Genomic DNA, 23,044 nt, shown 5'->3' on the forward strand with positions numbered 1-23,044 from the left:
TAGGAGCCGGCTTGCTGGCGATGGTGTGGCAGTCACATTGATTTCGACTGACACACCATCGCCAGCAAGCCGGCTCCTACAAGGTTTCAGGCGACCCAAGGGGATTGGCGAATGACCTCGACGAAATTCATCGGCTTGAATCCCGGCTGCTGATCCGCCAGCACATCCGTCTTCACATTCCCGAACGTAGTCTGCGGACGATGACGCAAGCCATCGGCAAACGCACAGATGATGCACTCCTTGAACCCCTCGCCCCGTGGATGCGCATGCACCACCGCTTCACGCTGCACGGTAGAGAACGCCGCGTAGTCCATGCCCAGCACGTCCATCTCGACACCCGCCGTCACCAGCGCCACGGTGGGCCGCAAGTGCTGAGGAACGCCCGGTGTGGTGTGCAGGGCAATCGATAGCCAGACCTGCTCGATATCGTCGTCGCTCAGCCCGTAAGGCTTGAGAAATGCGGCTGCCGCATTGGCGCCATCGACTTCGAAGCGCTCGTTGTCGCTGCGGTGTCCCTCCACCAGGCCCAGGTCATGGAACATCGCGCCGACGTACAGCAACTCCGGGTTGTAGGCCAATTGCTTGCGCTCGCCGCTCAGGGCGCCGAACAGAAAGACCCGACGCGAGTGGTGGAAGAGCAGGTCCGATTCGATGTCACGGATGTATTCGGTGGTGGCCTTGGCCAGCGCGCTGTCGGGGATCCTGATGCCGGCGATGGTGGTGCTCATGGAGTTTTCCTCGTCGTGAACGCCTGGGTGGCGCTGAGGGTTCCAGTCTGTTCCGCCCCCCGAATCCGGACAATCGCGCCATGGCTGCGATCCCGGCCAATGAGCATGCATATCGCGCCAACCTCGCTTGTTGCGCTCGGTTTGGCTAGGGTGCATGCAAACCCTGTAGGAGCGAGCTTGCTCGCGATGGAGTTCAACGATGACGCTGGCCGCCTGGATGAACGCGGTGTCCTCACGTGCATCGCGAGCAAGCTCGCTCCTACAGATGTACGGCGTATCCATAGCCATTGAGGGCAATTCATCTCATGAGTAAAACCATCGCCATCGTGGTCTTCGCCGGCGTCCAGTCGCTGGATGTCACCGGCCCCATGGATGTGTTTTCCGAGGCCAATCGATTCCTTGCCCCGCAGGATCACTATCGGCTGGAGGTGATCGGCGTCGAGCAGGGGATGATGGCGTGCTCCAACGGTTTGGCACTCAATGCCCATCGGCATTTCAGCGAAGCGCTCGAGGTGTACGACTTGTTATTGGTGGCTGGCGGGCCGCAATTGCCGTTCATGAGTTTCGGCGTGGCGTTCGACACCTGGCTGCGCGGGGCCTGCGGGCGGGCGCACCGGTTCGGCTCGATCTGCAACGGTGCCTTCATGCTCGCCCGCGCCGGGTTGCTGGAGGGGCGCACGGTCACCACGCATTGGCAGGACGCATCGGATCTGGCGACGTTGTGCCCCTCGTCCCGGGTGGAAGCGGATCGACTGTACGTTGAGGACGGCGACCTGTTCACCTCGGCCGGGGTCACAGCGGGGATCGATCTGTCGTTGTATCTATTGGGCCGGGATCACGGGCCGGAAGTGGCATTGAATGTCGCCAAGCGGCTGGTGGTGTTCACCCAGCGTTCGGGTGGGCAGTCACAGTTCAGCCCGTTCCTCACGCCCCACGCCGAACCGGATTCGGCGGTGGCGATGGTCCAGCATTACGTGCTGGCCAACCTGACGGGCGATTTAGCCATCGCCGACCTGGCCAATGCGGCCAACATGAGCGCGCGCAATTTTTCGCGGGTGTTTGCCAGGGAAGCGAAAATCACCCCGGCCGAGTTCGTCGAACGCGCGCGGGTCGATGCGGCGCGGGTGATGCTCGAAAGCACTCGTGCGCCGCTCAAGACCGTGGCCTATCAATGCGGTTTCCGCGATGCCCAGCACATGCGCAGTGTGTTCAATCGCAGATTGGGGGTGACGCCGCAGCAGTTCAGGTTGAATTTTGCGGCGATGGTTTGAACCATGAATTTGCATTGCTCTTGCGGGCCCCTTCGCGGGCAAGCCCGCTCCCACAGGGTTTCTCTGGTGTTCACAAAATTTGTGTTCGACACAAATCCCTGTGGGAGCGGGCTTGCCCGCGAAGGGGCCGGTCCAGCCAATGCAAAATTACTGAGCCGCCCGCGCCGGCAACAGCTTCAAGGTGCTGCGGGTATTGGCCGTGACTTCTTCATCATTGAGATGCGCCTGGAAGTACATTCCCTCGATGTAGGCCTCGGCCTGATCATCGTAGTGACTGTCGAACACTACGCCGCTCTGGCCAACCGGGTTGACAGTCAGGCTGTGGGCCGGGTCGGCGAAGTCGATCAGGCGCCGGGTCGAAGGGCCGTAGGTGACGGGCCAGGGTGCCGGGCCAATCTTCGCCGATAGGTTGTTCGGCACTTCATGGCTGCCGGGTGCGGCGAAGGGGCCGACGTTGAAGACCAGGTCCAACGGCTTTTGCTGCCCCAGCGGATGACCATGGGTCAAGGTGTGCGCGCTACCCCACTGCCATTGCGAGGCGTCTGCGCCGAAGGTGCTCTTGAGGTGTGCGAGGCTGGCTTGCCAGGCGGCCTTCACCGTGTCGGCGCGGGTTTCCTTGCCGAGGGTGCTGCGGTTGTCCCACCACGGTGAATCGGCACTGGCGGCCAGGCGGGGAAGCGCGGCGTCGATCACCCGGGTCGAGAGCAGTGTTTCGAAAAAGTCGTTGCCCAGTTCATCGTGCATCGTCGCGTCAGCCAGATTGAACAGGAACTGGTTGAACAGCGTGGCGCTAGTGGAATCGAGCGGGTAGTCGCCTTTCCACTGGGCCAGTTGCTCCACCAGTTTGAGTTCGGCGGGGTCGCTCACCACGTCGCGCAACACCGGCAGCAGCGGCGCCAGCAAGCGCGGGCCGTAGGCGGTGGTAGTGCCCAGCTGCAGTTTCTGGCTGCTTTCCAGGTCCCATTTCACGGCTTTGTCGCTGAGCTGACGATTGAGCTGCTGGCCGCGATCGGCAAGGTTGTAATAGCCGGGAATCTCCATGCCGGTCGGCGACACCGGCTGGAAGTTGGCCGAGACGATGTAGCCCCGCGCCGGGTTTTCTTCCTGAGGGTTGGCGCTGAACGGATAGAAGCCATCCTTGTCGGCCTCGGCGGTGCTGCCGTCGAGGATGAACCATGGGCGTACACCCGCCGGACGTTTCGGCAGTTGCGCCGCCGCCCACCAGCCGATGTCACCCTTGGCATTGGCCCATACGACGTTCAGGCCCGGTGCCTGGATGTTCGCCGCGGCACTGCGGGCCTTGACCAGGGTGTCGGCGCGGTTGAGCTGGTAGAAACCGTCCAGAATCGGGTTCTGGCTTTCGAGAAACGCCCACCACATGGCAATCGGTGTCTTGCCGACGCCGCTGCCCAAGGCATCGTTGACGATCGGGCCGTGGGGCGACTGGCGCAGCACCAGCGTCACCGGTTCCTGGCCCTTGACCGCAATCTTCTGTTCGCTGATGACCATGTCCACCCACTTGCCGCGATACCAGACCTGATTGGGATTGTCCGGGTTGACCTTCTCGGCGATCAGGTCGAGGTCGTCGTTCTGGAACATGGTGATGCTCCAGCCGAAGTCGTTGTTCATGCCCAGGGAGGCGAACGGCATCAAGGCCTGGTAGTGCCCGTAGAGTTCGAAGCCCGGCGCCGAGAGTTGTGCTTCGTACCACACCGACGGCGCGGAAAAACGGATATGCGGATCGCCCGCCAGTAGCGGCTTGCCGCTTTGGGTCCGGCTGCCCGCGACGACCCAGGCGTTACTGCCCTCGAACTGGGGCAGGCCGTTGTCAGCCAAGGCCTGTTCGCTCAGGCGGGCGAGGGCGTTGAGGTCCTTCCAGTCGGCGCTGGCCAGGGAGGGTGCGGTCCCGTTGAGCACGCCTTTGGGCTGCCAGTCGAGATCGAAAACGCTCAGGTAGTCGAGGCCCAGTTGATCGCGCACGAATGTCAGCAAGGGTTCGGTACGAAATGCCGCCGCAAAACTGTAGGCCATGTAACCGGCGATGCTGATGGTGTCCTGGGCGGTGAACGGACGTTTTGGAATGCCCAGTACATCGAACTCCACGGGTTTGGCGTGGCTGTCCTGATACTGGTTGATGCCGTCCAGATAAGCCTGCATGGCGATGAAAGAAGGCGACTGTTTGTCGAGATTGGCGAAGTAGGTTTCAGCGCGTTCGCGAATGCGCAGGCTGCGCATCAGTTTGTCGGTGTCGAGCAGCTTCGGCCCGAGCACCTCGGCCAGTTCGCCACGAGCCAGACGACGCAGGACTTCCATCTGGAACAAGCGGTCCTGGGCATGCACGTAGCCGAGCGCGCGGTACAGGTCGGTTTCGTTGTCGGCGCGGATATGCGGAACGCCGCGCTCGTCGTAGCGCACAGTGACTGAGCCTTGCAGGTGTTGCAGTTCGACCATGCCCTGGCGTGACGGCTGCTTACTGTAGAGGTACCAGCCGGCTCCGGTGGCCAGCACGACGATCAACAGCGCGAGAGCGGTCAGGCTGCGTTTCATGGAGACTCCTTGTTGTTATTGTGATTCCTGGTGCCACTGTGTAACACGACGCGCCGGTTTGGCGCATCGCCCGTAGGAGGGATTCGTATTGGCGTGTCTTTGCCTATTTCGCCGGCTCGACAGGCCACGGGCAGTAACACCCCACCGCCAGTGTGTGCGTGGCACTCACCGCTCGGCCTTCATCGAGCGCTTGCAGGATGGGTTCGATAAAGCTGTTGCTGGAATTGCAGGTCAGGCCTTCGCTGTAGGGGCCGAAATACGCCAGTTTGCCGCTACGGTCCCAGATCGCCACGGCCGGGCTGGCGGGGATCTGTTCGGAGCCGGGCAGGACGTCGATGGTTTTCAGGCGGCTCAAGGTGCCCGGTAACTGGCCATGGCTACCGGGTTTTTGCACGGCATAGAATTCCACGCCATGGGGGACATAGCGCTCGACCAGTTCGGTCAGATGTTGTTGATTGCCGACGTTGCACGGGCAGGCCGGGTCCCAGAAATGCACCAGGCGGATGGCGCCAGGGCCTGCGAGGTCTTCGGGAAGGCGCAGCGGATCACCCGAAAACATTGCAGTGTGGTCGCTGAACGCCCGCAGGTAACGCCCCTGGAACCAGTCGTAGGCCGCCCACAATACGCCGGCGCACACCACGGCGAGCAGGCTGGCAAACAGGGTGGCGCGAAGGGGCGGGCGCATCGGTTCAGTCCTCGAAGGTCGGCTAGCTTGCCATGCTTGCCGCGACAGAAGAATATCGCAGGCCTATAAAGTCCGTTTCACGCTCTGGAATCGTCCATGCCGGCCACTTTCGACCCTGATCTTCTACGTGCAAGCTTGCTGCCACTGGCGGCCGGGCAGCCGTTGTCGGCGCAGGCAAAGGCCTACCAGCAGTTCTACGGACTGGATTTTTCACCGCGCCAGGTGCGCAGCGGTCTTGGGCGCTTCGAGGTCGATGGCTATGAACTGGTCAGCCAGTTCTGGTGGCCCGAGCGGGCGAAGGCGACGCTGTTTGTCATCCACGGCTTTTACGACCACACCGGGCTATACCGGCATGTGATCGAATGGGCGCTGGACCAAGGCTTTGCGGTGATTGCCTGCGACCTGCCGGGGCATGGCTTGTCCAGTGGTGAGCGGGCGAGTATCAAGGATTTCGCCGAGTACCAGGACACGCTGCAAGGGTTGTTCAGCGAGGCGCAATCCCTCGAATTGCCGCAACCGTGGCACCTGTGCGGGCAAAGTACCGGTGGGGCGATCGTGATCGATCATGTGTTGAATGCGGGGGCGAGCAGCCCGGCCCAGGGTCAGGTGATCCTGTTGGCACCGTTGGTGCGGCCGCGAGCGTGGGGTTGGTCGCATCTGAGCTATTACTTGCTCAGGCCTTTCGTCAAAGCCATCGCCCGGCGCTTCAGCGAGAACTCCAACGACCCGGCCTTTCTGCCGTTCCTGCAAGCCGATCCCTTGCAGCCGCTACGTCTGCCGACGGCCTGGGTGGGCGCGCTGGCACGCTGGATCAAACGCGTTGAAGCGGCGCCGGTCAGCACCAGGCGGCCGCTGATCGTGCAAGGGCAGGCGGACATGACCGTGGATTGGGAGCATAACCTTGAAGTGTTGCGGGGCAAGTTTGATAGGCCGCAGGTTTTGATGTTGCCTGAGGCGCGGCATCATCTGGCGAATGAAACACTGGCGATGCGCACGGAGTATTTAGGGTTCTTGACCAAGCGGATCAAGGGTCGGAATCCTTAGTGACAGTTCCGGCCCCTTCGCGGGCAAGCCCGCTCCCACAGGTTTCGCGGTGATCACAAAATAGTGGGTTGACTCAAAGCATTGTGGGAGCGGGCTTGCCCGCGAAAGCGATTTATCTGGCGCTAAAAATCACTGGGTCAGGTTCGAATTGCTCTGCCCTACCGCCAACCCCGCGCGAATCGCTGCCAGTGCCGCCCGATAGTAAGCCTGGCCTTGCGTCGATTCGGCAAAGGTCGCGAACTCTTCCAGCTCGTCGTCCGACAGGTCGCGATAGACATACAGCAGCGTGTTGTTCAGGTCGCTGCCAATCTGGTCCATCAGGCGCTGGCGTTGGCCGTTGAGCATGCCCTGGGCCTGACCGGCACCGAGCAACCCCGGGATCATCGAACTCAGGCTGTCGGCGGCCACACCGGCAATCGCCAGGCTGACTTCCGCGCCGGCCTCGCGAGCAGGCAGCGCTTGTGCCAGGTGGCCGATGATCAGCAGGCGGCTATCGCTGGCCTGCATCTTTGGCAAGCCCTTGGCATTTTTCGCCAGTTGGTCGCGACGGGTCGCCAGCAACTCGGCAGCGACGATTTTCTTGCCCAGGGGCGACTGGAAAAACGTCAGTGCAGGTTTTGGATCGGCGAGGTTCTTGCGCAATTGCGCTTCGGCGCGCTGGTCCACGGCCTGGGCGGAAAATCGCTGATTGCTGTTATTGACCAGCGCCTGATACACCGCCGGAGGCAGGCTGCCCTGGTAGCGTTGCTGGGCAGCCGAGAGAGCGTCGTTGAAATGCGCGCGTTGTTCCGGCCAGCCGGCGACCTTGTACAACTGGTCGTGGCCGTCTGCCCAGGCGGGCAAAACGCAGAACATCAGCAGTGATAAAAGCAAACGGCGCATAGGGACTCCAGTCAGCAGGCGACTATTCTCCGTGTGGCATCCGTACTTGTCGAGAATTCGTATCAACCCGCTGCGCGGCTCTGTCGGATTTTCGGGCACAGGAATACTATGCGCGCCATGCAAATATCCTCTGATCACCCGCTGCTGTTACGAATCGTCGACGACCTGGCCGAGCACGGCTGGTCGCAGCAGAATATTTTCCTGCCTCAGGACCTGACCCGAGCGCTGGCGGCCGAGTGTCGCAAACGTGCTGCCGAGGGTGAGCTGGCTCCGGCTGCTGTCGGTCGTGGGCCGTCGTCGGAGATCCGCGAAGGGATTCGCGGCGACCATATCCAGTGGATCGACCCCGGTCAGGCCGAGGCTTGCGACAGCTATCTGAGTTTGATGGACAGCCTGCGCGAGGCGATCAATCGCGGTCTGTTTCTCGGCCTGGAGGATTTCGAAAGCCATTTTGCGATGTACCCGCCCGGGGCGTTCTACCTCAAGCATGTCGATCGCTTTCGCGATGACGACCGGCGCATGGTTTCAGCGGTGGTTTACCTCAATGACGGCTGGCTTCCCGAGCACGGCGGCTCGTTGCGCATGTACCTCAACAACGATCGAGTCCACGACGTGCAACCTACCGGCGGCTGCCTGGTGGTGTTTCTCTCCGGAGAGGTTCCCCACGAAGTCCTGCCCGCGACCCGCGATCGCCTGTCGCTGACGGGCTGGTTCCGGCGGCGCGGCAACGAGCCGTTCTGATCATGCAGAAAATTCTCGTCAGCCGCTGCCTGTTGGGCCACCGCGTTCGTTACGATGGCGGGGCCAGCGGGCCCTTCGATCAGCTTCAGCAATGGCTTGACGAATGTCGGATCGTACCGTTGTGCCCGGAGGTCGCCGGCGGTTTGCCAACGCCTCGGGCGGCCGCGGAAATTCCAGGCGGGCAGGGCGCGCAAGTCCTCGATGGCCAGGCCGCAGTGATCACTACCGAGGGCGAGGACGTCAGCGCGCAGTTTTTGTCGGGGGCATATCAGGCGCTGGAACTGGTGCAAAAACACGGCATCCGCATTGCCGTCCTCAAGGCCAACAGCCCGTCCTGCGGCAATCTGCTGACCTATGACGGGACGTTCAGCGGTGTGAAGGTCAGTGGCGAGGGCGTGACGGCGGCGCTGCTCAAGCGCCACGGGGTGCAGGTATTCAGTGAGCTGGAGTTGCCGCAAGCAGCGGCAGCCTTGGCAGCACTGAACTAACACCGAACACCTATCCTTGTAGGAGCTGGCTTGCCAGCGATGACGGTATAACAGGCAACATAGTCGTTGAATGTCATGGCCTCATCGCTGGCAAGCCAGCTCCTACAGGTTATTGTTTCGGCACCACATCCGCCTCCGCCCCCAACCACTTCTGCTCCAGCGCGTGCAGTCGCCCATCATCCTTGATTCGCTGCAAGGCGTTTTCCAGGCTGGCATGGAACGCCGGATTTCCCTTCTGAAACGGAATCGCCAGGTTCACGGCCGGGTTGGTTTTGGGCTTCTCTTCGGTCAACGACTGCACCAGCAGAATGGAGCGCGGCTCTTCTTTCTGCGCGATCAATTGCGCCTGGGCTTGAACGTAAGGTTCGCTGAAATCGAAACGATCACTGAGATCCGGGGTCACTGCTATGTGGTTGATAGAGATGTCGTATTTGCCGCTTTCGACGCCGGTCAGCAGATCGCTGCCGTCGGTGACGACAAAGTCGGCCCGGACATCGAGTTCACTTGCCAGCAGTTGGCCCAGTTCGACTTCGAAGCCGGTGAGCTTGTCGCCATCCTTGTAGTTGAATGGGGGAGTGTTGGCTTCAACGGCTATGCGCAACTCGCCCCGGTCGTTGACGTCATCAATCAGTTCGGCATGAGCCAAAGGGCTCAGAAGGGGTAGCAGGCAGATCAGGCCAGGCAGAAAGCGCATGGTCACTCCTTTGAATTTATTATCGCGACCCTCTGATTCAGGCTCGCTTTGCTATGGTTGTCGAGTGCCTTCGACAACGAATGGCCATGAAGTTGTCATGGCCACGCGGATTTTACGAAAAAACTGGAGAAGAGAATGAAAACCTTTATGTCACGTGCTGCTTTGGCTGGCCTGTTGATGGGTGTTTCGGTGCTGGCCAGTGCTGCAACGCCGGCTCCCAAAGGCGCCGAAGTGTCCATCGTGTCTCCCAAGGACGGCGCGACTGTTCCACAGACTGTGGTCGTCAAGTTCGCTGTTGAGAATATTGCCTTGGCACCGGCGGGCGATACCACCAAGAACACCGGTCATCACCATTTGCTGATCGATGTCGATGAGCTGCCGGCCGCCGGAGCGCCGATCCCCAAAGATGCCAACCACCAGCATTTCGGCGCCGCGCAGACCCAGGCTGAAGTCACGCTCACGCCGGGCAAGCACACCCTGCAGCTTGAACTGGGCGATAGCAACCACATGCCGTTCGATCCGCCGATCGTTTCCGAGAAGATCACCGTCAACGTCAAGTAACGTTGTTGCGTCAATGAAAAAGGGAGCCCGAAGGCTCCCTTTTTTGGCTCAAGCCGCGATCAGAACAACACACGGCTACGGATGGTGCCTTTGACGTGTTGCAGCTTCTCTTGCGCCAGGTCCGAGTACTCGGCGTCGACGTCGATCACCACATAGCCGACCTTCTCGTTGGTCTGCAGGAACTGACCGGAGATGTTGATGCCGTTTTCGGCGAAGACTTTGTTGATCTCGCTGAGTACGCCCGGAATGTTTTCGTGGATGTGCAGCAGGCGGTGCTTGCCAGGGTGAGCCGGCAGGGCCACTTCCGGGAAGTTCACGGACGATACCGAAGTACCGTTGTCGCTGTACTTGACCAGTTTTTCCGCAACTTCCAGACCGATGTTGGCCTGGGCTTCAGCGGTAGAACCGCCGATGTGCGGGGTCAGGATCACGTTGTCCAGGCCACGCAGCGGGCTTTCGAACTCTTCGTCGTTGGAGCGTGGCTCCACCGGGAATACGTCGATGGCCGCGCCGATCAGGTGCTTGTCCTTGATGGCGGCCGCCAGGTGGTCCAGTTCGACTACGGTGCCGCGGGCGGCGTTGATCAGGATGCCGCCTTTCTTGATGGCACGGATTTCTTTCTCGCCCATCATCCACTGGGTGGCGGCGGTTTCCGGTACGTGCAGCGAAACGATGTCGGACATCGCCAGCAGCTCGTGCAGGTTGCCTACCTGAGTAGCGTTACCCAAAGGCAGCTTGGTGATGGTGTCGTAGAAGTACACCTGCATGCCCAGGCCTTCCGCCAGGACCGACAGTTGAGTACCGATCGAGCCGTAACCGACGATGCCCAGCTTCTTGCCACGGATCTCGAAGGAGTTGGCCGCGCTCTTGATCCAGCCGCCACGGTGGCAGGAAGCGTTCTTCTCAGGGATGCCGCGCAGCAGCAGGATCGCTTCGGCCAGCACCAGCTCCGCTACGGAACGGGTGTTGGAGTAGGGCGCGTTGAACACCGCGATACCGCGTTCGCGGGCAGCGTCCAGGTCGACCTGGTTGGTGCCGATGCAGAAACAGCCGACCGCCACCAGCTTCTTCGCGTGATCGAAGATCTCTTCGGTCAGTTGAGTACGGGAGCGAATGCCGATGAAGTGAGCATCGGCGATCTTTTCCTTGAGCTGGGCTTCCGGCAGAGAACCTGTGAGGTACTCGATGCTGGTGTAGCCCGCCGCCTTGAGGACGTCGACAGCCGATTGGTGGACGCCTTCGAGAAGAAGGAACTTGATCTTGCTCTTATCGAGAGAAGTCTTGCTCATCTGCGTAAACCTGTATCCCGGAGAAAATTGGCAGGAAATGGTCAACAGACGCTGACCCGAGCGGCATGACAGCCGTCGCCGCAGAATAGCCGTTGGGCACTATGCTGCGGGGTCGGTATGCTAGCATATGCGCCCCGCTAAACACTCATTCCTGCGACGTGAAGCGTTCTCAGGATGACCATGAATTGTTCGAGAGTTCTGTCGATGACCAATCCTGCCCTGATTGAAGAGCTGAAGACCCTGGTTGAGCCTGGCAAGGTGCTGACCGATGCCGACTCCCTGAATGCTTACGGTAAGGATTGGACCAAGCATTTCGCCCCGGCCCCGACCGCCATCGTGTTCCCCAAGACCACCGAGCAGGTCCAGGCCATCGTCCTGTGGGCCAATAAACACAAGATCGCGCTGGTGCCGTCCGGTGGCCGTACCGGGCTGTCCGCTGCTGCCGTGGCGGCCAATGGCGAAGTGGTCGTGTCGTTCGACTACATGAACCAGATCCTCGACGTGAACCTCACTGACCGCACCGCCGTTTGTCAGCCGGGCGTGGTCACCGAGCACCTGCAGAACGTGGCCGAAGAAAACGGCCTGTACTACCCGGTGGACTTCGCTTCGGCAGGATCGAGCCAGATTGGCGGCAATATCGGCACCAATGCCGGCGGGATCAAGGTGATTCGCTACGGCATGACCCGTAACTGGGTCGCTGGCATGAAAGTCGTCACCGGCAAGGGCGACGTGCTGGAACTGAACCGCGACCTGATCAAGAACGCCACCGGCTACGACATGCGCCAGCTGTTCATCGGGGCCGAAGGCACACTCGGGTTCGTGGTCGAAGCGACCATGCGCCTTGATCGCGCGCCCAAAAACCTGACTGCGATGGTCCTCGGCACCGCCGATTTCGACTCGATCATGCCAGTGCTGCACGCCTTCCAGAGCAAACTCGACCTGACCGCCTTCGAATTCTTCTCCGACAAGGCCCTGGCCAAGGTCATGGCCCGTGGTGACGTGCCGGCGCCGTTCGAGTCCGACTGCCCGTTCTACGCGCTGCTGGAATTCGAAGCGACCACCGAAGAGGTGGCCAACCACGCCCTGGAAACCTTCGAGCACTGCGTCGAGCAAGGCTGGGTGCTGGACGGCGTGATGAGCCAGAGCGAAACCCAGCTGCAGAACCTGTGGAAGCTGCGCGAGTACATTTCCGAAACCATCTCCCACTGGACGCCGTACAAGAACGACATCTCGGTCACCGTGTCGAAAGTCCCGGCGTTCCTGAAGGAAATCGACGCGATCGTCGGCGAACACTACCCCGATTTCGAAATCGTCTGGTTCGGCCACATCGGCGACGGCAACCTGCACTTGAACATCCTCAAGCCGGATAACCTGAGCAAGGACGAGTTCTTCGCCAAGTGCGCGACCGTCAACAAGTGGGTGTTCGAAACCGTCGAGAAGTACAACGGTTCGATCTCCGCCGAGCACGGCGTGGGCATGACCAAGCGGGATTACTTGACCTACAGCCGTTCGCCGGTCGAGATCGAGTACATGAAAGCGGTCAAGGCAGTGTTCGACCCGAACGGCATCATGAACCCGGGCAAGATCTTCGCGGTTTGAGCTGCAACCCTTACGCACCTTTGAAGGCAGGAGACGGTAAATGAGCTATCAGCACCAGTATGTCGACGGTACGCGTATTCATTTCCCGTTGGGGAAAGTGGTGTGCATCGGCCGCAACTACGCCGAGCACGCCAAGGAACTGGATAACCCGGTGCCGACCGAGCCACTGCTGTTTATCAAGCCAGGCAGTTGCGTGGTGCCGCTGGAAGGCGGTTTCAGCATTCCCACCGAGCGCGGCTCGGTGCACTACGAGGCGGAAATCGCGGTGTTGATCGGCAAGCCGTTGTCGACCAAGCCAAGCCGTGAAGAAGTGCTCGACGCCATCTCCGGTTTCGCCCCGGCCCTGGACCTGACCCTGCGCGACAAGCAGGCCGAGCTGAAATCCAAGGGTTTGCCGTGGGAAATCGCCAAGTCCTTCGACGGTGCGGCGGTGATTGCTCCGTTCGTGTCAGGCAGCACCTTTGCCGACCTGACCGACATCGGCATCCGCCTGACCATCAATGGCGAAGTGCGCCAGGACGGCAACAGCAGCGCAATGCTCAACCCGATCGTGCCGATGATCCAGCACATGGCCGGCTGCTTCTCGTTGCAGGCCGGGGATGTGATCCTCACCGGCACGCCAGTGGGCGTCGGTCCGCTGAATGTCGGTGACGAGATCGTCCTGGAACTGCCGGGCGCCAGCCGCTTCAGCAGCAGCGTTCGCTAGTTCGCCGCTGTACCCTGTGGGAGCTGGCTTGCCAGCGAAGAGGCCTCAACATTCAACATCCATGTTGACTGTTACACCGCTTTCGCTGGCAAGCCAGCTCCTACAGCTATTACCCCTAGCCTGAATTTCTGGAACGCATTCCCCAATGGTCACTCCTCCGCTATCCGCGCTTAAACCTGCCCGCCGCTCACGTTTCGCCCTGCGTTGGCACACCTGGCTGCTGTTGGTGGCCGTTGTCGCCTACGGCGTTGCATTTGCCATGCACTGGGATGCGCGGGGCGTGCTCTGGGTGAAAGAGCAATTCAAAAGCCCGGCCGAGCGTCAGGCCAGTATCTGGCTGCCGGACTATCGGGCGGTGATCGATGCCAAGCCGTTGCCGGGCATGGAGAAGGACGAAGCATCGGACGTGGCCTATGACCCTCAGACCAAGACCCTGTTTTCGGTCATGGGCAAGAACCCCTTCCTGGTCGAGTTGAACCTGCAGGGTGATGTGTTGCGCAAAATGCCTTTGGTCGGCTGGAGCAACCCGGAGGGCGTCACCGTGCTGGGCGACGGCCGACTGGCCATTGTCGATGAGCGCGAGCATCTGATCGCTATCGTCAAGGTCGATGCCGACACCCGCGAACTGAACATCGCCGACTTCACGAAATACGACCTCGGCCCTTCCAAAGACCAGAACAAAGCCTTTGAGGCTGTTACCTGGGATCCGGGCAATCAGCAACTGGTGTTGGGTGAAGAGCGCCCGCCGGCATTGTTTACCTGGAAAGGTGACGGCAAGGTCCTGACCGGCGACAAGCTGAAGCTGGCCAGTCATGCACTGGACATGCGCAACCTGTCGGCGCTGGCCATTGACCCGCGGACCGGCCACATGCTGGCGCTGTCCGCCGACTCGCACCTGTTGCTGGAGCTGGACAAGAATGGCGAGCAGGTCAGTTTCATCACCCTGCTGCGTGGCTTCAACGGCCTGAAAAACACCATTCCGCGTGCCGAAGGCGTGACCATGGATGAAGCAGGCACGCTGTACATGGTGAGTGAGCCGAACCTGTTTTATCGCTTCGAAAAACAGCACTGACGTTGACGATAGGCAGGATGTCTTCGCTCGGTTGTAGGATCGGGCCAGTGGCCATTAAGCTTCAGTTCAGACAGGCGTGGTATTCCATCCGCCTGTTTTGACCCTGAGCCCGCCCGAATGCGTCGATTTGCCCGCCCCAAATCCCTGATTCTGATCCTGTCGGCGATCTTGCTGATCACCTTGGTTGCGCTCGGCCAATACCTGCGTCTGTTCGAGCGTGCCTGGTTCAATCTGCATACGTTGTGGCAGCCGGTGAGTTCCCAGGTCATGGGCCTTGATCAATACCGGGTCGTGACCGAAGCGCAGGTGATCGATGGCCTGGCGGACAACGTTTCAGCGTTGACCTACGACCCGGTGCGCAAAAGTCTGTTCACCGTCACCAACAAGCACAGCGAGCTGATCGAGTTGTCCCTCGACGGCAGGATTTTGCGCCGTGTGGCGCTGGTCGGTTTCGGCGATCCGGAGGCGGTGGAGTTCATCAGTGAGGACACCTATGTGGTCACTGATGAGAGCCAGCAGCGGCTGATCAAGATTCGTCTGGAGCCGGACACCACTTTCGTCGATGCGGCGGACGCCGAGCAGATGACCATTGGCGTCCACATGGGCGGCAACAAGGGTTTCGAGGGCCTGGCTTACGACTCTGTGGGCAAGCGCCTGTTCGTCGCCAAGGAGCGCAACCCGATGCTGATCTACGAGGTGCACGGTTTCCCGCGCTTCAATCCTGAAGAATCCTACTCGGTACACGTGATCAACGACCCCAAGCGTGATGCCGGGATGTTCGTGCGGGATCTGTCGAGCCTGCAATACGACGAGCGCAGCGGGCATTTGCTGGCGCTGTCGGATGAGTCGCGGTTGATCCTGGAGCTGGATGTGAGCGGGCGTCCGCTGAGCACAATGTCGTTGGGCAAGGGGCGCCAGGGTCTGCAAAACACCGTGCCGCAAGCGGAGGGGATCGCCGTGGACGACGACGGTACGCTGTACCTCGTCAGCGAGCCGAACCTGTTCTACGTGTTCAAGAAACCCGCACAACCCTAAACCGGCTGGCTTCTGTAGGAGCTGGCTTGCCAGCGAAAGCGGCGTAATGGTCAACATCGATGTTGAGCATTAAGGCCTCATCGCTGGCAAGCCAGCTCCTACAAAAGTTGTGTGTGGCTTACTGTGCGCGCAGGGTCTTCACGCCTTCGCTGGTACCCAACAGCAACAGATCCGCCGGACGCGCCGCGAACAAACCATTGGTGACCACGCCGACGATCGCGTTGATCTGTGTCTCCAGCTCCACCGGGTTGGTGATCTGCAGGTTGAACACGTCGAGGATGATGTTGCCGTTGTCGGTCAGCACGCCTTCGCGGTAGACCGGGTCGCCACCGAGCTTCACCAGTTCGCGGGCCACATGGCTGCGGGCCATCGGGATGACTTCCACCGGCAGCGGGAAAGTACCGAGGACCGGCACCAGTTTGCTGGCATCGGCGATGCAGATGAACGTCTTGGCCACGGCCGCGACGATCTTCTCGCGGGTCAGGGCGGCGCCACCGCCCTTGATCAGGTTCAGGTGCTCGTCGCTTTCATCGGCACCGTCGACATAGAACTCCAGGTCGCTGACGGTGTTCAGTTCGTACACCGGAATCCCGTGGCCCTTGAGGCGCGCGGCGGTGGCTTCGGAACTGGCGACGGCGCCATCGAATGCGCCCTTGTGCTGGGCCAGGGCATCGATGAAGCAGTTGGCGGTGGAGCCGGTGCCGACCCCGACGATGCTCTTGTCGTCGAGTTTCGGAAGGATGAAGTCGACGGCGGCCTGGGCCACTGCCTGTTTGAGTTGATCCTGGTTCATGCGGGCTCCGGAGTGCCGAGGAGGGAACGAAAGGCCGGCATTATAGGCCCCGGGGCGGGGAAGGTCATTGCCCGATTGGCGGTTCGTGACCGTTCCCTGTAGGAGCGAGCTTGCTCGCGATGATCGTGAACGATAACGCGCGAAAATAGATGTTCAGCGGTGCCATTGCGTTTTTCGCGAGCAAGCTCGCTCCTACAACAGGTGGTCGTGTAACTGAAAGCCGGGTTAGACTCCTTGGTCCCGCCCAACCCGCTCAGTGATGCTTTCCGATGCTTGAACAGTACGTCAAAAAGATCCTCACCTCGCGCGTTTATGACGTTGCCGTAGAAACCCCCTTGCAGTCTGCCCGCCAGCTTTCCGAGCGGCTGGGCAACAGCATTTGGCTCAAGCGCGAAGACTTGCAGCCGGTGTTCTCCTTCAAGATTCGCGGCGCCTACAACAAGTTGACCCAGTTGAGCGACGAGGAGCGCGCCCGCGGCGTAGTGACGGCTTCGGCGGGCAACCATGCGCAAGGCCTGGCCCTGGCGGCGAAGGTGCTGGGTGTGAAGGCGACCATCGTCATGCCAAAGACCACCCCCGAGATCAAGGTCGAAGGCGTGCGCTCGCGCGGCGCTAAAGTGGTGCTGCACGGCGATTCGTTCCCGGAAGCCTTGGCCTACTCGCTGAAACTGGTCGATGAAAAAGGCTACGTCTACATTCACCCGTACGACGATCCCCACACCATTGCCGGGCAGGGCACCGTGGCGATGGAGATTCTGCGCCAGCACCCACAGCCACTGGATGCGATTTTCGTCCCGGTGGGCGGTGGCGGCCTGATCGCCGGCATTGCGGCGTACGTGAAGTACCTGCGCCCGGACATCAAGATCATCGGCGTCGAGCCGGATGACTCCAATTGTCTGCAAGCCGCCATGGCGGCGGGCGAGCGAGTGGTGTTGCCGACCGTGGGCATCTTCGCCGACGGGGTTGCGGTGGCTCAGATCGGTCAGCACACCTTTGACATCTGCAAGGACCATGTCGATGAAGTGATTACCGTGAGCACCGACGAAATCTGTGCCGCCATCAAGGATATCTACGACGATACCCGCTCGATCACCGAACCTGCCGGTGCATTGGGCGTGGCCGGGATCAAGAAGTATGTCGAGCAGCACGGCGTCAGCGGCCAGACCTTTGTCGCCATCGACTCCGGGGCCAACGTCAACTTCGACCGCCTGCGCCACGTCGCCGAGCGCGCGGAGCTGGGCGAGGGCCGCGAAGCGATCATCGCCGTGACCATTCCCGAGAAACCGGGCAGCTTCAAGGCGTTCTGCGAAGCCATCGGCAAGCGCCAGATCACCGAATTCAACTACCGCTACAACACCGGCAGCGAAGCGCACATCTTTGTCGGCGTGCAGACCCACCCGGAAAACGACCCGCGCAGCGCCCTGATCGCCAGCCTGAGCGAACAAGGTTTCCCGGTGCTGGACCTGACCGACAATGAACTGGCCAAGTTGCACATCCGCCACATGGTCGGCGGGCGTGCGGCACATGTGGTCGACGAAGTGATCCTGCGTTTCGAATTCCCGGAGCGTCCGGGGGCGCTGTTCAACTTCCTCAACAAGCTCGGCGGGCGCTGGAACATCTCGATGTTCCATTACCGCAACCATGGTGCGGCGGATGGCCGGGTCGTCGCGGGCCTGCAAGTGCCGCACGACGAGCGTCACCTGGTGCCGGCGGCGCTGGAAGAAATCGGTTACCCGTACTGGGATGAAAGTGACAACCCGGCCTACCAGCTGTTTCTTGGCTGAGGGGCTACGCTGATGGGCAGGTCATAAGGAAATCGAACAATGGAAACGTTAACTGCCCTGAAAGCGGCGCACATGGTGGCAACGGTTGTACTGCTGGCCTGTGCGCTGGGTCTGGGCGTCTGGGTTTGGCTTGCGCGGCGCAAGGGTGATGCGACGGCGGGAAGCCGCACCCTGCAACGGCCACGTGTATTTGTCTGGCTGTTGATGGGGCTGGCGCTGCTGAGCATGCCGTTTACCGGCTGGTGGATGGTGCACCTGGTGGGCTGGCCGTTGGGACAGACCTGGTTGCTGGCCTCCAGTGTGTTGTACACCGTGGCGGCACTGGCGTGGTTCTGGCTGCTGGTGCGGCTGAACAAGCTGCGCAAGGCGCCGGGCAGCGTGGGGAAATTCACCTTTGCCTTGGCGTTGTTCAGTTTTGTCTGTTTTATCGCCATTGCCGGGTTGATGGGCGCCAAGCCGGTTTAAGGCATAAGACCGAGTCGGTCCTATCGCTGGCAAGCCAGCTCCTACAGGGTTGAGTTGTGCGCCACATTACCTGTAGGAGCCGGCTTGCCGGCGATGGCGTCTTCAATCGCGCAAACTGATGACCGGCCAGCCCCGCTTCTCAGCCTCGGCCCGCAGGTTCGAATCAGGATCGACAGCGATCGGATTCGTCACCTGCTCCAGCAACGGCAAATCATTCATCGAGTCGCTATAGAAGTAGCTGTCTTCCAGCGTAAACCCGGTTTCTTCCAGCCAGCGATTCAACCGCGTCACCTTGCCTTCGCGGAAGCACGGCACATCGGTGCTGCGTCCGGTGTAGCGGCCGTCGACCATTTCGCATTCGGTGGCGATCAGGGTTTCGACGCCCAGGCGCTCGGCGATCGGCCCGGTGACGAAGCGGTTGGTCGCGGTGATGATCACCAGTTTGTCGCCGGCGGCGCGGTGCTTGGCCAGCAACTCGATAGCCTTGGGCAGCACGATCGGTTCGATGCAGTCGCGCATGTAGTCGCTGTGCCACTGATCCAGCGTAGCCATTTCGGTGCGCCCGAGGACTTCCAGGCAGAAGTTCAGGTAAGCAGCGTTATCCAGTTTTCCGGCCAGGTAATCCTGGTAGAACTCATCGTTGCGCGCCTTGTAGGCGACGGCGTCGAGAAAGCCGCGCTCGCACAGGTAATCGCCCCAGGCGTGATCGCTGTCACCGCCCAGAAGGGTGTTGTCCAAATCGAATAAAGCCAGGCGCATTGCAGTTACCCGCTGAAAAGTCAGTAAAAAGGCGACAAGAATACGGTCTTTTCACAAGAGTGCACATAAGGTAGGAACCTTCGTTGCCGCCTTAACAACCTTTGTGGAACAATGCGGCGACATGCGTTTGCGAGGTTGTTGCCGTGATCGACCCCGATGGTTTTCGCCCCAATGTCGGGATCATTCTGACGAATGACGCCGGCCAGGTGCTATGGGCTCGCCGAATCAATCAAGATGCCTGGCAGTTTCCGCAGGGGGGAATCAACCCCGAAGAGACGCCGGAAGACGCCTTGTACCGCGAGCTGAACGAAGAAGTAGGCCTGGAGCGCGAAGATGTTGAAATTCTCGCCTGCACCCGGGGCTGGTTGCGCTATCGTTTGCCGCAACGTCTGGTACGTACCCACAGCCAACCGCTGTGCATCGGCCAGAAACAGAAATGGTTTCTCCTGCGCCTGATCTCCAACGAGCAGCGGGTGCGGATGGATTTGACCGGTAAACCGGAATTCGATGGCTGGCGCTGGGTCAGCTATTGGTATCCGTTGGGCCAGGTGGTGACATTCAAGCGCGAGGTGTATCGACGCGCTCTCAAAGAGCTTGCCCCGCGCCTTTTAGCGCGCGACTGACGACGGAGTTCGACCCCGAGCCATGCTCAATACGCTGCGCAAGATCGTCCAGGAAGTTAACTCCGCCAAGGATCTCAAGGCGGCGTTGGGGATTATTGTGTTGCGCGTCAAAGAGGCCATGGGCAGCCAGGTCTGCTCGGTCTACCTGCTTGACCCCGAGACCAACCGCTTCGTGCTGATGGCCACCGAGGGCTTGAACAAGCGCTCGATCGGCAAAGTCAGCATGGCACCCAACGAAGGTCTGGTTGGCCTGGTCGGTACGCGCGAAGAACCCCTGAACCTCGAAAACGCTGCGGACCACCCGCGCTACCGCTACTTCGCCGAGACCGGTGAAGAGCGCTTCGCCTCATTTCTCGGGGCACCGATCATTCACCACCGCCGCGTCGTCGGCGTGTTGGTCATTCAGCAAAAAGAACGTCGTCAGTTCGATGAAGGTGAAGAAGCCTTCCTCGTGACCATGAGCGCGCAGCTCGCCGGCGTTATCGCCCACGCCGAAGCCACCGGTTCGATCCGTGGCCTTGGTCGTCAGGGCAAAGGCATCCAGGAAGCCAAGTTCGTCGGCGTGCCGGGTTCGCCGGGTGCGGCTGTGGGTACGGCGGTGGTCATGCTGCCGCCGGCCGATCTGGACGTGGTGCCGGACAAGACCATCACTGACATCGACGCCGAACTCGGGTTGTTCAAGACCGCCATCGAAGGCGTGCGCGCCGACATGCGCGCGTTGTCAGCCAAGCTCGCCACGCAGTTGCGCCCGGAAGAGCGCGCCTTGTTCGACGTCTATTTGATGATGCTCGACGATGCGGCGCTGGGCAGCGAAGTCACCACGGTGATCAAGACCGGTCAGTGGGCCCAGGGCGCGTTGCGCCAGGTGGTCACCGATCACGTCAACCGTTTCGAATTGATGGACGACGCCTACCTGCGCGAGCGCGCCTCGGACGTCAAGGACCTCGGCCGGCGCTTGCTGGCTTATTTGCAGGAAGAGCGCCAGCAAACCCTGGTCTACCCCGACAACACCATCCTGGTCAGTGAAGAACTGACGCCGGCGATGCTTGGCGAGGTGCCGGAAGGCAAGCTGGCCGGCCTGGTGTCGGTGCTCGGTTCCGGTAACTCCCACGTCGCCATTCTCGCCCGCGCCATGGGCATCCCGACCGTGATGGGCCTGGTCGACCTGCCGTACTCCAAGGTCGACGGCATCCAGATGATCGTCGACGGCTACCATGGCGAGGTCTACACCAACCCGAGTGACGTGCTGCGCAAGCAGTTCGCCGAAGTGGTCGAGGAAGAGAAGCAACTGGCCCTCGGGCTGGATGCGCTGCGCGATCTGCCGTGTATCACGGTCGATGGCCACCGCATGCCGCTGTGGGTCAACACCGGCCTGCTGGCGGACGTGGCGCGGGCGCAGAAGCGCGGTGCCGAAGGCGTGGGCCTGTACCGCACCGAAGTGCCGTTCATGATCAACCAGCGTTTTCCGAGCGAAAAGGAACAACTGGCGATCTACCGCGAACAACTGGCCGCGTTCCACCCGCAACCGGTGACCATGCGCACCCTGGACATCGGTGGCGACAAGTCACTGTCGTACTTCCCGATCAAGGAAGACAACCCGTTCCTCGGCTGGCGCGGCATTCGCGTCACCCTCGACCACCCGGAAATCTTCCTGGTGCAGACCCGTGCCATGCTCAAGGCCAGCGAAGGCTTGAACAACCTGCGCATTCTGCTGCCGATGATCTCCGGCATTCATGAATTGGAAGAAGCACTGCACCTGATCCACCGCGCCTGGGGCGAAGTGCGCGACGAAGGCTGTGACGTGCCGATGCCGCCGATTGGCGTGATGATCGAAATCCCGGCGGCGGTGTACCAGACCAAGGAGCTGGCGCGGCAAGTCGACTTCCTGTCGGTCGGTTCCAACGACCTGACCCAATACCTGTTGGCCGTGGACCGCAACAACCCGCGGGTCGCCGACCTTTACGACTACCTGCACCCGGCGGTGCTTCAGGCATTGCAGAACGTTGTGCGTGACGCCCATGCCGAAGGCAAGCCGGTGAGCATCTGCGGTGAAATGGCCGGTGACCCGGCGGCGGCCGTTCTGTTGATGGCGATGGGTTTCGACAGCCTGTCGATGAACGCCACCAACTTGCCGAAGGTGAAGTGGATGCTGCGCCAGATCAACCTGAGCAAGGCCCGGGAATTGCTGGCCGAGCTGATGACCATCGACAACCCGCAGGTTATCCACAGCTCGCTGCAACTGGCGCTGAAGAACCTCGGGTTAGCGCGGATGATCAATCCGGCGGCGATCAAAGCCCTCTAAACCCTGCTGGCCTTATCGCTGGCAAGCCAGCTCCCACAGGTTTTTCAGGTGTTCACAAAATTTGTGTTCGCCGAAGAGCCCTGTGGGAGCTGGCTTGCCAGCGATAGCGTCCGTCCAGGCGCCGCTAAACCAGAATCTCCACTTCCCCAAGATGCCCGCCATACGGCCCGAAACTGCGTTCGACGATATGCCGCGTGCCATCCGCCTGCACAATCAACGCCGTACTCGCCCGCGTCCCATAACTCTGGCTGGCAATGAACACACTCGACAGCAACGTCTCGGTCGCCAGCCCCACGCCGGTATCCGGCAACTCGGCAAACGGCGCGGTCTGCGCATCGCTCAATAACGCCAGCAGTGCCTGAGGCTGCGGATCATCCAGCACCTCGCTCAACGCCGCCCTGGCCTTGAGCAGCTTTGGCCACGGCGTATCCAGCCCGGCATTGGATAACCCGTAGACCCCCGGGGCCAGCATGACGGCTTCCGATTCCCGTTGATTGAAGTGCCAGAGCTCATGGGGATTGCCGACCAGCAGGTTAAAGCCACCATACTCCAGCGAACGGTCGACAACGTCGGCTAAATAGTCGTCAATTGTCAGTTCCCCGGTGAGAAACCGCGCGACCAGCTCCCCACGAGATTTGCGCCCTGGCGGTCGGTGAGGGTCACGGATGTTGGTCAGCGCCGCAAAACGTCCGTTGGCACCGACACCGAGCCAGGTGCCGCCGGCCTCGAGGTCACGCCCCGCATGCACCTGCGGCGCTTCGGGCCATGGCGCCAGAGGGAGGCTGGGGCGGGCATAGAATTCGTCGCGATTGGCCGCCACGACCAGCGGCTGGGCATGACCCGGTCGCCAGGCAAAAACAATCAGGCACATAAGGGAGTCCTTGTGTGTTTTTTGCCCACTCTACGCAGACATCGCTCATCGATCCATCGCCTTGCACAGTGGAGCTTGAGGCCATGCATCCGTTACCATGCCGCT

22 protein-coding genes are annotated in these 23,044 nt (G+C 61.0%); 13 read left to right on the forward strand and 9 right to left on the reverse strand.

What is annotated here, in order from left to right; genetic code table 11:
- Positions 1-86: 86 nt before the first annotated feature.
- Complete coding sequence (locus tag AB7M25_RS01885; RefSeq protein ID WP_429388270.1) at positions 87-728, reverse strand: HD domain-containing protein; 642 nt, start codon at positions 726-728, stop codon at positions 87-89.
- A 305-nt stretch (positions 729-1,033) separates the two neighbouring features.
- Between AB7M25_RS01885 and AB7M25_RS01890 the strand changes: the two genes are divergently transcribed.
- Positions 1,034-1,999, forward strand: coding sequence for a GlxA family transcriptional regulator (locus tag AB7M25_RS01890; protein ID WP_429388273.1), 966 nt, complete (start codon positions 1,034-1,036; stop codon positions 1,997-1,999).
- A 147-nt stretch (positions 2,000-2,146) separates the two neighbouring features.
- Here AB7M25_RS01890 and AB7M25_RS01895 read toward each other — a convergent pair whose 3' ends face one another.
- A complete protein-coding gene (locus AB7M25_RS01895; RefSeq protein WP_429560361.1) occupies positions 2,147-4,546 on the reverse strand; it encodes a penicillin acylase family protein in 2,400 nt (799 codons plus the stop codon).
- Positions 4,547-4,649: 103 nt separating this feature from the next.
- Positions 4,650-5,231 (reverse strand): DUF6436 domain-containing protein, encoded by a 582-nt coding sequence (locus tag AB7M25_RS01900; RefSeq protein ID WP_429388277.1) that lies wholly within the window; start codon positions 5,229-5,231, stop codon positions 4,650-4,652.
- A gap of 96 nt (positions 5,232-5,327) precedes the next feature.
- Here AB7M25_RS01900 and AB7M25_RS01905 point away from each other — a divergent pair, with 96 nt between their 5' ends.
- Positions 5,328-6,275: an alpha/beta hydrolase gene (locus AB7M25_RS01905; RefSeq protein ID WP_429519216.1), complete on the forward strand. Its 948-nt coding sequence runs from the start codon at positions 5,328-5,330 to the stop codon at positions 6,273-6,275.
- Positions 6,276-6,404: 129 nt separating this feature from the next.
- Here the strand turns inward: AB7M25_RS01905 and AB7M25_RS01910 are convergent, their stop codons facing one another.
- Positions 6,405-7,157 carry a DUF2059 domain-containing protein gene (locus AB7M25_RS01910; RefSeq protein ID WP_429388281.1) on the reverse strand — a complete coding sequence of 251 codons (753 nt, stop codon included), beginning with the start codon at positions 7,155-7,157 and terminating at the stop codon, positions 6,405-6,407.
- 108 nt (positions 7,158-7,265) lie between these two features.
- Here AB7M25_RS01910 and AB7M25_RS01915 point away from each other — a divergent pair, with 108 nt between their 5' ends.
- Together AB7M25_RS01915 and AB7M25_RS01920 are read left to right on the forward strand one after the other, a co-directional pair.
- On the forward strand, positions 7,266-7,898 hold the full coding sequence (locus AB7M25_RS01915; protein WP_429388283.1) for a 2OG-Fe(II) oxygenase: 633 nt from the start codon (positions 7,266-7,268) through the stop codon (positions 7,896-7,898).
- A gap of 2 nt (positions 7,899-7,900) precedes the next feature.
- Positions 7,901-8,386 (forward strand): DUF523 domain-containing protein, encoded by a 486-nt coding sequence (locus tag AB7M25_RS01920; RefSeq protein WP_429388285.1) that lies wholly within the window; start codon positions 7,901-7,903, stop codon positions 8,384-8,386.
- Positions 8,387-8,495: 109 nt separating this feature from the next.
- On the opposite strand, the gene AB7M25_RS01925 is transcribed toward AB7M25_RS01920, so the two are convergent.
- Positions 8,496-9,080 (reverse strand): transporter substrate-binding domain-containing protein, encoded by a 585-nt coding sequence (locus AB7M25_RS01925; RefSeq protein ID WP_454236924.1) that lies wholly within the window; start codon positions 9,078-9,080, stop codon positions 8,496-8,498.
- Between the two features lie 135 nt (positions 9,081-9,215).
- Between AB7M25_RS01925 and AB7M25_RS01930 the strand changes: the two genes are divergently transcribed.
- Complete coding sequence (locus AB7M25_RS01930) at positions 9,216-9,641, forward strand: DUF4399 domain-containing protein (RefSeq protein WP_104450185.1); 426 nt, start codon at positions 9,216-9,218, stop codon at positions 9,639-9,641.
- A 59-nt stretch (positions 9,642-9,700) separates the two neighbouring features.
- Here the strand turns inward: AB7M25_RS01930 and serA are convergent, their stop codons facing one another.
- Positions 9,701-10,930 carry a phosphoglycerate dehydrogenase gene (gene serA, locus AB7M25_RS01935; RefSeq protein WP_007976393.1) on the reverse strand — a complete coding sequence of 410 codons (1,230 nt, stop codon included), beginning with the start codon at positions 10,928-10,930 and terminating at the stop codon, positions 9,701-9,703.
- Positions 10,931-11,134: 204 nt separating this feature from the next.
- Between serA and AB7M25_RS01940 the strand changes: the two genes are divergently transcribed.
- The 4 genes from AB7M25_RS01940 to AB7M25_RS01955 all read left to right on the forward strand — a co-directional run bounded on the left by AB7M25_RS01940 (position 11,135) and on the right by AB7M25_RS01955 (position 15,342).
- Complete coding sequence (locus AB7M25_RS01940; RefSeq protein WP_429388290.1) at positions 11,135-12,529, forward strand: FAD-binding oxidoreductase; 1,395 nt, start codon at positions 11,135-11,137, stop codon at positions 12,527-12,529.
- A 40-nt stretch (positions 12,530-12,569) separates the two neighbouring features.
- Positions 12,570-13,235 carry a fumarylacetoacetate hydrolase family protein gene (locus tag AB7M25_RS01945; protein WP_102699606.1) on the forward strand — a complete coding sequence of 222 codons (666 nt, stop codon included), beginning with the start codon at positions 12,570-12,572 and terminating at the stop codon, positions 13,233-13,235.
- A gap of 145 nt (positions 13,236-13,380) precedes the next feature.
- Positions 13,381-14,307: an SdiA-regulated domain-containing protein gene (locus AB7M25_RS01950; RefSeq protein WP_454236925.1), complete on the forward strand. Its 927-nt coding sequence runs from the start codon at positions 13,381-13,383 to the stop codon at positions 14,305-14,307.
- A 117-nt stretch (positions 14,308-14,424) separates the two neighbouring features.
- The gene (locus AB7M25_RS01955) at positions 14,425-15,342 is read left to right on the forward strand and encodes an SdiA-regulated domain-containing protein (protein ID WP_429388293.1); all 918 of its coding nucleotides are present in this window, start codon (positions 14,425-14,427) and stop codon (positions 15,340-15,342) included.
- A 118-nt stretch (positions 15,343-15,460) separates the two neighbouring features.
- Here the strand turns inward: AB7M25_RS01955 and rpiA are convergent, their stop codons facing one another.
- Positions 15,461-16,135, reverse strand: coding sequence for a ribose-5-phosphate isomerase RpiA (gene rpiA / locus AB7M25_RS01960; RefSeq protein WP_454236926.1), 675 nt, complete (start codon positions 16,133-16,135; stop codon positions 15,461-15,463).
- Between the two features lie 269 nt (positions 16,136-16,404).
- On the opposite strand from rpiA, the gene ilvA reads away from it, so the two are divergent.
- A complete protein-coding gene (gene ilvA, locus AB7M25_RS01965) occupies positions 16,405-17,919 on the forward strand; it encodes a threonine ammonia-lyase, biosynthetic (RefSeq protein ID WP_429519208.1) in 1,515 nt (504 codons plus the stop codon).
- A gap of 39 nt (positions 17,920-17,958) precedes the next feature.
- Positions 17,959-18,384, forward strand: coding sequence for a DUF2269 domain-containing protein (locus tag AB7M25_RS01970; RefSeq protein WP_429560364.1), 426 nt, complete (start codon positions 17,959-17,961; stop codon positions 18,382-18,384).
- Between the two features lie 102 nt (positions 18,385-18,486).
- On the opposite strand, the gene AB7M25_RS01975 is transcribed toward AB7M25_RS01970, so the two are convergent.
- On the reverse strand, positions 18,487-19,143 hold the full coding sequence (locus tag AB7M25_RS01975) for a histidinol-phosphatase (protein ID WP_429560365.1): 657 nt from the start codon (positions 19,141-19,143) through the stop codon (positions 18,487-18,489).
- A gap of 143 nt (positions 19,144-19,286) precedes the next feature.
- Here AB7M25_RS01975 and AB7M25_RS01980 point away from each other — a divergent pair, with 143 nt between their 5' ends.
- A complete protein-coding gene (locus tag AB7M25_RS01980; protein ID WP_003229203.1) occupies positions 19,287-19,766 on the forward strand; it encodes an RNA pyrophosphohydrolase in 480 nt (159 codons plus the stop codon).
- Between the two features lie 22 nt (positions 19,767-19,788).
- Complete coding sequence (ptsP, locus tag AB7M25_RS01985) at positions 19,789-22,068, forward strand: phosphoenolpyruvate--protein phosphotransferase (protein ID WP_429388300.1); 2,280 nt, start codon at positions 19,789-19,791, stop codon at positions 22,066-22,068.
- Positions 22,069-22,192: 124 nt separating this feature from the next.
- Here ptsP and AB7M25_RS01990 read toward each other — a convergent pair whose 3' ends face one another.
- The gene (locus AB7M25_RS01990) at positions 22,193-22,939 is read right to left on the reverse strand and encodes an NRDE family protein (protein ID WP_429388303.1); all 747 of its coding nucleotides are present in this window, start codon (positions 22,937-22,939) and stop codon (positions 22,193-22,195) included.
- Positions 22,940-23,044: the final 105 nt, after the last annotated feature.

The sequence above is a fragment of the Pseudomonas sp. AP3_22 TE3818 genome, from assembly GCF_053628995.1.

What these genes read in the sequence shown, in the direction of transcription:
- AB7M25_RS01885 (WP_429388270.1), bottom strand. Translation starts at nt 728, where the DNA reads ATGAGCACCACCATCGCCGGCATCAGGATCCCCGACAGCGCGCTGGCC.
- AB7M25_RS01890 (WP_429388273.1), top strand. Translation starts at nt 1,034, where the DNA reads ATGAGTAAAACCATCGCCATCGTGGTCTTCGCCGGCGTCCAGTCGCTG.
- AB7M25_RS01895 (WP_429560361.1), bottom strand. Translation starts at nt 4,546, where the DNA reads ATGAAACGCAGCCTGACCGCTCTCGCGCTGTTGATCGTCGTGCTGGCC.
- AB7M25_RS01900 (WP_429388277.1), bottom strand. Translation starts at nt 5,231, where the DNA reads ATGCGCCCGCCCCTTCGCGCCACCCTGTTTGCCAGCCTGCTCGCCGTG.
- AB7M25_RS01905 (WP_429519216.1), top strand. Translation starts at nt 5,328, where the DNA reads ATGCCGGCCACTTTCGACCCTGATCTTCTACGTGCAAGCTTGCTGCCA.
- AB7M25_RS01910 (WP_429388281.1), bottom strand. Translation starts at nt 7,157, where the DNA reads ATGCGCCGTTTGCTTTTATCACTGCTGATGTTCTGCGTTTTGCCCGCC.
- AB7M25_RS01915 (WP_429388283.1), top strand. Translation starts at nt 7,266, where the DNA reads ATGCGCGCCATGCAAATATCCTCTGATCACCCGCTGCTGTTACGAATC.
- AB7M25_RS01920 (WP_429388285.1), top strand. Translation starts at nt 7,901, where the DNA reads ATGCAGAAAATTCTCGTCAGCCGCTGCCTGTTGGGCCACCGCGTTCGT.
- AB7M25_RS01925 (WP_454236924.1), bottom strand. Translation starts at nt 9,080, where the DNA reads ATGCGCTTTCTGCCTGGCCTGATCTGCCTGCTACCCCTTCTGAGCCCT.
- AB7M25_RS01930 (WP_104450185.1), top strand. Translation starts at nt 9,216, where the DNA reads ATGAAAACCTTTATGTCACGTGCTGCTTTGGCTGGCCTGTTGATGGGT.
- serA (WP_007976393.1), bottom strand. Translation starts at nt 10,930, where the DNA reads ATGAGCAAGACTTCTCTCGATAAGAGCAAGATCAAGTTCCTTCTTCTC.
- AB7M25_RS01940 (WP_429388290.1), top strand. Translation starts at nt 11,135, where the DNA reads ATGACCAATCCTGCCCTGATTGAAGAGCTGAAGACCCTGGTTGAGCCT.
- AB7M25_RS01945 (WP_102699606.1), top strand. Translation starts at nt 12,570, where the DNA reads ATGAGCTATCAGCACCAGTATGTCGACGGTACGCGTATTCATTTCCCG.
- AB7M25_RS01950 (WP_454236925.1), top strand. Translation starts at nt 13,381, where the DNA reads ATGGTCACTCCTCCGCTATCCGCGCTTAAACCTGCCCGCCGCTCACGT.
- AB7M25_RS01955 (WP_429388293.1), top strand. Translation starts at nt 14,425, where the DNA reads ATGCGTCGATTTGCCCGCCCCAAATCCCTGATTCTGATCCTGTCGGCG.
- rpiA (WP_454236926.1), bottom strand. Translation starts at nt 16,135, where the DNA reads ATGAACCAGGATCAACTCAAACAGGCAGTGGCCCAGGCCGCCGTCGAC.
- ilvA (WP_429519208.1), top strand. Translation starts at nt 16,405, where the DNA reads ATGCTTGAACAGTACGTCAAAAAGATCCTCACCTCGCGCGTTTATGAC.
- AB7M25_RS01970 (WP_429560364.1), top strand. Translation starts at nt 17,959, where the DNA reads ATGGAAACGTTAACTGCCCTGAAAGCGGCGCACATGGTGGCAACGGTT.
- AB7M25_RS01975 (WP_429560365.1), bottom strand. Translation starts at nt 19,143, where the DNA reads ATGCGCCTGGCTTTATTCGATTTGGACAACACCCTTCTGGGCGGTGAC.
- ptsP (WP_429388300.1), top strand. Translation starts at nt 19,789, where the DNA reads ATGCTCAATACGCTGCGCAAGATCGTCCAGGAAGTTAACTCCGCCAAG.
- AB7M25_RS01990 (WP_429388303.1), bottom strand. Translation starts at nt 22,939, where the DNA reads ATGTGCCTGATTGTTTTTGCCTGGCGACCGGGTCATGCCCAGCCGCTG.